Annotated in this window: 5 protein-coding genes; all 5 read left to right on the top strand. The window is 65.3% G+C overall.

Annotated features, from left to right (window positions below; genetic code table 11):
• Positions 1-805 precede the first annotated feature (805 nt).
• Positions 806-1,711 carry an RNA polymerase sigma factor gene (locus IH13_RS0127755; protein WP_031088715.1) on the top strand — a complete coding sequence of 302 codons (906 nt, stop codon included), beginning with the start codon at positions 806-808 and terminating at the stop codon, positions 1,709-1,711.
• Entirely contained in the window at positions 1,701-2,522 is an 822-nt protein-coding gene (locus IH13_RS43630; protein ID WP_158791348.1) for a hypothetical protein, read from the top strand. Before IH13_RS0127755 ends, IH13_RS43630 begins: the two co-directional genes overlap by 11 nt.
• 1,217 nt (positions 2,523-3,739) lie before the next feature.
• On the top strand, positions 3,740-5,680 hold the full coding sequence (locus IH13_RS0127745) for a hypothetical protein (protein WP_031088713.1): 1,941 nt from the start codon (positions 3,740-3,742) through the stop codon (positions 5,678-5,680).
• Positions 5,681-6,096: 416 nt separating this feature from the next.
• Positions 6,097-7,098 carry an SEC-C metal-binding domain-containing protein gene (locus IH13_RS0127740; RefSeq protein ID WP_110085063.1) on the top strand — a complete coding sequence of 334 codons (1,002 nt, stop codon included), beginning with the start codon at positions 6,097-6,099 and terminating at the stop codon, positions 7,096-7,098.
• Positions 7,099-7,262: 164 nt separating this feature from the next.
• Positions 7,263-7,856: a hypothetical protein gene (locus tag IH13_RS0127735; RefSeq protein WP_031088711.1), complete on the top strand. Its 594-nt coding sequence runs from the start codon at positions 7,263-7,265 to the stop codon at positions 7,854-7,856.
• The last annotated feature ends 116 nt before the right edge of the window (positions 7,857-7,972 follow it).

Below are 7,972 nucleotides of genomic sequence, written 5' to 3'. Positions count from 1 at the left end.
CGGAAGCGAATACTCGCTTCGCTCGTTTCGGGCGTCCCCGCCCGAAAAGCGGGAAAGCGCCTTCGGCGCTTTCGGGCGCCCCTCCGGGGCTTAGTTTCCTTTCGTCCTCCGGACTGAAAGGAAATATGTTCCTCCGGAACATTGTGGTATGTGATGGGGCATCAGTTTATTTTGTTTCAGGTCTTGTTGGCGTTTTCGGTGGGCATTCCATGCCCACCTCTGGGCCATTCCATGGACCTTCGGGTTTGAGTATTTGTCAGGTGTGTTTTTGAAATGGGTTGTTGGTGCCTTCCAGGCACCAACTGGGTCTCGTGTGAATGGGGGTGACGATCCCCTCCGGGGCTCGTCGGGCAGTGGCATGTGGGAAGGGTTGGTTGGGTGGCGGATTCAGGGGAAGCTCCTTCCGCGGATCCTGCGGCCCGGTGTCTGTATCTGGTAGGGATTTTCGGACTCACTGTGTGGAGCGGGGCCCGTGTCGGTGCGGTGCACGGGCGGAGGGCATCGGCGCCGCGGCGCCAGCGGAGGGGGAAGGGTGCCGCCCTCCGGGCGGCATTAGACAGCTCCCTGATGCTCCCCGCACACCCTTGAGAGGCCAAGGACCGCCTGCGAGTCCTCCGGCCCACCTTCCCCGGAGGCACGGATGCCGACTCCACCGGCTTCGGTGGTCAGGAGGCGCCGTGACCACCCGGCTTCCTGAGTAACCCTCAAAGGATCTTGAAGCTCCTGTAAGAAGAGGGGCTTCTTGGGCCTATAGGGGGTTGAAGTCGCTCGCGCACCCCCCTAAGCCCACTGAGGAACCTACGAGATGAGCTCCCTGCCCGACTACGTGACGGTCTTCATCGGCCTGATGCCCGTCGCGTACAACATCTGGAACCGCCCCGGTGTCATGCGGTGCCGGAACCTGCGGCGCACCAGCGTCACTCCGCCGCCCAGGTGCCCTGTGCCGGCACCTCCCACCCAGCCGGTCGGCATCCTGGCGGCAGAACTCCTCAGTTCCCTCCCTCCGGGAGGCGTGGCGCAGTACGAGGCACCGGACGGCAGCCGGCTGACGGTCTGGCGGATAGCGGGCCCTGTGGTGAACGACTCCGAATCCCGCCGGGTCCAGGACGCTGCGGACGCACTCGGCTTCCTGGACCCTGGCACGGGGAGCGCAAAGTACCAGTACTACAGGGAGAAGATCGCGGCATGTCTTGCAGGGCTTCCCTTCCCTATGACGATCACCGAGCGCCTTGAAGTCGCCGATCAAGCAATCTCTGACGTGCTCCGAAGTAAGAGTTTCGACCCGACCAACGGGCCCCTGCGATACATGAAGACCACTGCGCAACGACTGGCGCGGAAGCTTCAAGAAAAGCGGTGCAGCGAGAAACTTGTCGGGGAATTCTCCGAAATTGAATTGAATAGAGGGTCCGGCGACCTTCATTCAGGCGGCGACGGGCCCCCCGCCACGTCAAATCGTGAAAAGGAGGACGACGAGGTGTGGGATTTGGTCGACCGGGCCATCGCGAGAATTCCTAAGCCAGAACACCAGGAAGCGGTCCGCAGACAGAGTTTCGGCCAGGACAACGCCACCATCTCGCAGGAGACCAGGACGTCGAGGAATACCGTTTACCAGCAGCGCCTGCGTGCGGTCAAAGCCATGCAGGCGGAGCTGAGCCCGCATATCCGGCAGGGGCATCTCAATCCTCGCCAGTCACAAGGTGATGAACGCTAATGGAACTCAAGCAGCAGGTCTGGAGGAGCGCAAGCACGAGGGGATGGACACCGTGAGTGAAATTGAAGCGTATATGGGGCTGTTGGCGCTACTGAAAGGTCCGGATGATTACTGGGACCGGCCCCGAGGTGACTGGCCGGGGCGAACTGGCGACAAGGTATGTACCGTCCGTGAAGGGGATGAGGCACGGCAGGATGCCAACGCTGCCTACCTCTTGGGGACAAAGGCTCTGCGACGCGGTGAACTCGACAGCGCAGAAGCGTGGTTCGCCGTCGCCTGCGATGAGGGGCACCCCGGTGCCGCGTTCCGGGCCGCTTTGACAAAGCTGCGTCGGCCCTCGGAACCCCAGGCCGTTGTGTATGTGAGTACCGGGTCCGGTAAGACCGCCGCGTTGATAGGGGCAGTTCTGCGGTTGTGTGCTGCTGCGCATTGGGGGCATGGCGATGCGCAGCACCTCATCGATCGCCTTCGTACTCCCGAGGGAAGGTTGCTGTCCCAATGGGAAGACGGAAAGATCCACAGCGGAGGTGCTTTCCAGTCAGCTTCCGATCTGGCAGCTGAGCTCGCCGGCGGGGCAACGATTGATGTCAGGCTAGCGCCGGACGAGGCGAGGTCCGGGGTCGAGGACACGGAGTTTTATGCGCAGGTGCGAGAACTGCTGGAGATGCTGTGCAGAACTCCTGTGCCCGCAGAGCCAGAGGCGCGGCCCATGCATGACCACCACGTCGCGGACAGCTTGCCTCAGTGGAGGGGCCTGGGCGAGCTCGTCGATGACGTCTGTGCGGCGGACCAGCCATACAGATGTGTATAAGAGACAGGCCATACATACTCGTGGTCTGCGACGATGCCTTGGCTGAGTGGAGTCGCCGGGGTGTTCTGAATGAAAGCGCCCCGTCGCACTTCAGGACCTTGGCCGCGTCCTGGGCAGAGGCTGAGATGCACGCAGCTGGGCTCGTCCCCCTGGAGCCATACCCCGGTCCGTCAGCACGGTGGCTTTGCCGCTGCTTGGCATGCGGCTCTGTCACTACTCCGTCTATGCATGCAGCCCGTAGAGGACGAGCATGCCCTCACTGCAGCGGCACCCGGGAGTTCGTCCTCTCGTACCGTGAGCTGTTCGATGACATCCCTTTGCCGCAAACTCACCGCAGCCTCTCAGAGACGAAGCTGCACCTATCCCCTGGCGAGCTTCATGAGCCTTACGAAGCTACGCTGGAGTGGCGATTGGTCCAGAGTCAAAAGCCATGCGGCAGCGGCATGGACTCGACAGTGGGTGACACAGTCACTGTCATCTGCTGGTCTGAGCATCCCGCCGACAAGTTGCGCAAGGAACTGAGAGCGTGGAGAAGCACCCTCTGCAAGAGCGCTGCTTCTACGCAGGGAGACAATGTCTGCCCATCTGTGGACTTTGTACACCGCACTCTCCATGAGTACCTCAGCAACCGTGCTGACGCAGCCTCGCCAGATACCCAAAGGATGAAACTGCGCGCTCACACAAGTCCGGGGGCTGCAGGCCTGGGAGCGGCAATCGTTGATGCGATGGCTTCAGAGCTTCTGACCGATCACGTCAGAAGGCCGGCGCAGGTAAGGGGATACAACCTGAACCGCCTGGTTTCTGCTGGGCTGCTGCATGTAGTGCGCGACGGAATGGTCATGCTGTATCTCTTCAGTGACTCGTCCCTGGCCCCGGACTCCGGTGAACCGCCCCACCTCGCCACATCCACAGTCCTCGCCGCGCAACACATCGATGAGTCAACAGCTGCGAACCGCCTCGCGGACAGACCGCTACTCGCCGCACGCCCGCTGAACCCCAGGCACCGAGAGCTGACCGCCTGCAGGTGTGCGCCGTATTCCTGCAGCGATGGGAGCATTGTTAAAAACGGGTCAGCTGCGGCGCACGATGATTCGTGGCCCAGGTGAACGCGGCCTTGGAAGGTACCCAGGCGGACAGTGAAGGCCTGTGGCTGGCGGAAAGCAGACGCCGCTGTCGGTGGCCAAGGCTAGGCTTCGAGACCGTCATGAGGGGGTTGTATGACATACGGTCTACTGACACCGGATGTGCCGCTTGGCCCGTTTGAGGGCGCCCGGATCACGGTGTGGTCGACGCCAGGCAAGCAAGCCAAATTGCACGCCGCGCACTCGTGTTCCTATGTGCGCTTGGCCCGCACCGTCACCGAACGGGAAGTACCGCTGGATGCCGCGGCGGTCGGCCGGATGTGCCCCAAGTGCATGACGCACGGTTCGTGGGCACGTGAAGGCACGGGCCTGGACATCTTCCTGCGCACAGTGACCGGCCTCGGGCTGCTGTATGAAATGGCTTCCTACAACGAGGCGGACGAGGAAGCATGCACCGATTCGGAAGTGGCTCAGGCAGCCTCCCTCCTGCACCTGACGCCTTCCAGCGGGCCGGCCGCCACCACCTCGCAAGAGCCCGGGGGTGACGCTGAAGACGAGGACGAATCGGCCTGGGACGAACTGCAGGACGCCCGCCGTGTACGCGAGTTGGTCTTCGCCGAATGGCTCGGCGCGCTGGCCAGTCTGATCCGTGTACACCAGGCCCTGGGCCTGTTTCCCTGGTTGCGGAACTGGGCCGCAGCTGGGGTGCGTCGCAAGGACGAACGTCTCGAGGCGCTGCGCTCCCAGGCCGAGCAGCTCGTCAAGCGGAGCACGCTCGTCCTGGCGGCTGGGGTTGCGGCCCTGGAGAAGCCGGCGATCCCCTCCGATGACCCGGCGTTTGGCCCCTTGGGCTCCCCCGCCGAGGCGGCGGTGCAGCTGACATCGTTGTGGCAACGGTGGCAGTCTTGCGCGAAGGACAGCTGGGAGCCTCTGCGGGAGCACGAGCACCTCGTCTACCAGCTCGCCGACACGATGAGCAGCCGGCGTAAGGGGCGTGCGCAGATGCTGGAACGCGCCCGGGTGCTTCTGGCCAAGTGGGAGGAGCAGGCTGCGCACACGGTGGCATCGGGAGAAGCGGACGAACGGGTCCTGCTTGTGCGGCTGCCTGGCGGAAGCGTGCCCGTAAGAGGCTCCGGTACGTCGGTCCTGGACCGGCTGGGTGAGTGGGAACGGGGCGTCCTCGTCTCGTACACGGTGGCGGCCGATTGGCAGGAGTTGACTCTCACGCTGCGTGTGCCTGGCCCTGTGGCCGCCCAGTTGCTGTCGCGTCGTTGCGCCCTGTCCTACGAGAAGCCGCCCGCGGGGGCAGGGGGTGCGCCCGGCGAGTCCGCGACACGGGAAGACACGGGCGGGCTGGCCCCAGGCGTGTTCGACGACACTCCGGTCACCGGCCGCCGTCTGGTCACACCCAAGGACTTGGCCGCGCTGCGCAGCTCCGGTCGGGATCCGGAGCAGCTGTATGTGGTGCTCGGCGTCGAGGCCGGGGTGGAGGTGGTCCCGCTGAGTGTGCTGGAGAGGCGGTGCGCGGCGGGGTGGCAGGGAGTGATCATCGCCGGCGCCCGTGATTTGCCTGAGGCGTTGTTCGAGGGTCGGCAGGCGCCCGCAGCAGTGACTGGGATGCAGGACACGGCGTTGTGGGCGCCCCGTGTGTTCGACCCTTGTGATGAAGCGTTCGGCCGTAGTCTGAGCGTGGCAGAGGGCGAGAGGGTGCTCGTGCTGCTGTGTGAGGGGCGCCGGGAGGTCGGTCAAGCGCTGCGGTCGCTGGTCCTTGCCCGCACTGTGCCGGATCTACGCACACTCGATGTCGGTGAATACGACGACCGGGGCAACGCGCGCAGGCCTTTCGTAGCCGACGTCTGGAATGCTCTCCTGGCCATGGAACAGCTGGACCTGGAGCCTTTCCTGGCCGACTCGGAATCGGGCCGGCCTCCTGGTACACCGCCGCTGCCGTTGGGTGTCCTTGCCGACGTGCAGGTCTACACGACGGACGCGGCCGGCCAGTATTGGAAGAGCTTCTCGGCAATAGGGGTTTCGACCCGTGCAGCAAGTGCGGTGGCTATGCCGTTCGCCGCCTGAGTGGCGACCAGGTCGCCTATTACCGGGCCGCACACCGGCTGCACAAGCTCGCCCAGGTCGCTCGGGCAGCGGTCCGGCACAGCGCTGAGCGCAGGGAGGAGACGGCGAAGGGCTTGGAGGAGCTCGGCAATCTGGACGAGCGGGCCACCATGGCGTGGTTCCTTTCGAGCGAGGAAGCTCGTCGATGGCGGCGGATCATTCACGGTCTGCGCCGGGATCTTTCTGGGGCCGCCTCCCTTTGAGCCGGCCGGTCGGAGGAGGAGGTGGTCGGCGGCTGGTCAGCTCGTGTGCTGGGGTCGGCTTCCGCAGCCGGGGGCAATCGGGGCATTTGCCTCCGGCACTCGCACCGGGGCGGGCATGATGTGGGTGCACGCAGAGGGGTGAGCACCGGCCTGTGCCGGTGACAGGGGGCTGGGATGAATCACGCACCACAGAGCACGGTCATGCTGCCGCGTCGCATGGAGCACCTGACGGCCGACCAGCGGGGGTACCCGGTGATCGCTACGGTGGAGCGCGGCCCGCACGGGGTGGATTTCGGATCGATCAATGAGCGGCGCAAGCTGGCCCTGGCCGCGTTCGACTGGTGCGCCGTATGCGGTCTGCCGTTCGCTGACGAGCTGCGCTGGCAGATGGTGCTCACGGAGGGGCCGCTGCCTGTGGCGGTTTCCGGCGAGGCGCCGGTGCATGAGGTCTGTGCGCTGTACGCGGCGCAGGTGTGTCCCTTCTTGTTCTCTCCGCAGGCGCGTCTGGGGGACGAGTTCCGTAAAGGGTCAGTGCGGGACCGGGTGGTGCGGTTCGTGGGGTTCGAGTCCACCAGCACGGTGTTCGCCCACGAGTCGGGGCTGCAAAAAGGTGTCTATACCCTGCACTTCGAGCATCGGGGCCAGGCGGATGAGTTCTCCTACCACTCCCCCGATGAGATCCGTGAACGGTTTGCCGACGCTCTGGCACGGGAGCAGGAGCTGCCGGTCAGCGACGCGGAGCGGGTCCTGGTCCGGCTGTTCAACCGGCTCGACGACAAGGGTGAGGGCGATGTGGTCACCGGAGCGGCACTGATCGCGGGCGCCGCTTTCGCCAAGAACGTCTTCAAGGTGCAGGGGCTGCGCACCTTCGCGGGCAAGGAGTACCCGGCTGTTGCCGGGTTGCTGCTGAGGGGCAGCGAGGAGGAGATCCTCGCCTTCTCGCGCAAGTCTGGGGATGAGGCATTCAGCGTGACGGGCCCTTGGGTTCTCGAGCGTGCCGGTGCTCTGCCGACGCCGCTGCAGCAGTGGCGTAAACGGGGCGAAGACATGGTCCCGCGCAGTGCCCGCACCGAGCCCGCAGGCCCCGGTCGTAACGTGCCCAAGAACGCTGCATGCCCCTGCGGTTCCGGTCGCAGGGCAGGGCGTTGCCACCCGGGTGGGTTTCGCGTCAACTGACGTAATCCAGGGCGGTGATGGGATAGCCGCAGAGCCAGTCTGAGTGGGGCGCGAGGGCGGCGGAACGACGGTGTACCGGGGCGCGGCCTGAGACGATGAGGTCTGCGGCCAGGGGTGCGGGTGTGCCGGGCAGGAGTGCTCGGCCCGTAGGAGCGGTGGGGCACGTGAAGTCGTGGTTTGATCGTTTGGCGTCGGTCCCCGGCATGGCTTTCAGCGGGAGTCCCGGTGTTGTTCGCGGGAAGCTGCCTGGGGTGGGGGCGCTTCCGGATGAGTCCTACGGCACGCCGATGTGGCCGACGCCCCAGGGTGCCACGTCTGCGACGCCGGCCAGTCAGCATGTGCCGCATGACGCGCGCGGCAGGGAGCTGGTTGCTCGGGTGTGGGAGGCGTTGGAGCTTCCGGGCTCGGCGATGGACTATCACTTCGTGCTGCAGGGTGCGGTAGACCGGCTGTGGAGCACGCGCGGTTCGGATCCTGCGGCTCTGGAGCTGCTTGAGGTGTTCGCTTTGCTGGACTTGGAGTTGATGGAGGCCGCACCTCAGGCAGTGTCGTTCGATGACATGACGCCCACATCGTTTGTGAGGGTGACGTCCGTGCCCCGGCTGGTCGGCTTGCTGGAGCGTGAGGGCGCTTTCACCGAGGCGCTCGCTGTGGCGAAGCGGCTGACGCGCTTCGGGCAGGGTGAGGACGCGGTGGGGCGGCTGTCGGAGAAGGTCGGTGCGCTGGCGGCCGAAGCCATGGCCGCGGGTGGGGCGTGATGGGTGTGGGGCTGGAGACGCTGGTTTCTGCCGACTCCTACCTGGAGGAGGCGTTCTTGCGGTGGGTTCTCACTCCTGCCGCGGATGCGGGCATCGTGCAGCGGGTGCACAGCCAG

The sequence above is a fragment of the Streptomyces sp. NRRL WC-3549 genome (assembly GCF_000721935.1).
Lineage (GTDB): Bacteria > Actinomycetota > Actinomycetes > Streptomycetales > Streptomycetaceae > Streptomyces.
This window is presented reverse-complemented; position numbering and strand designations above follow the sequence as displayed.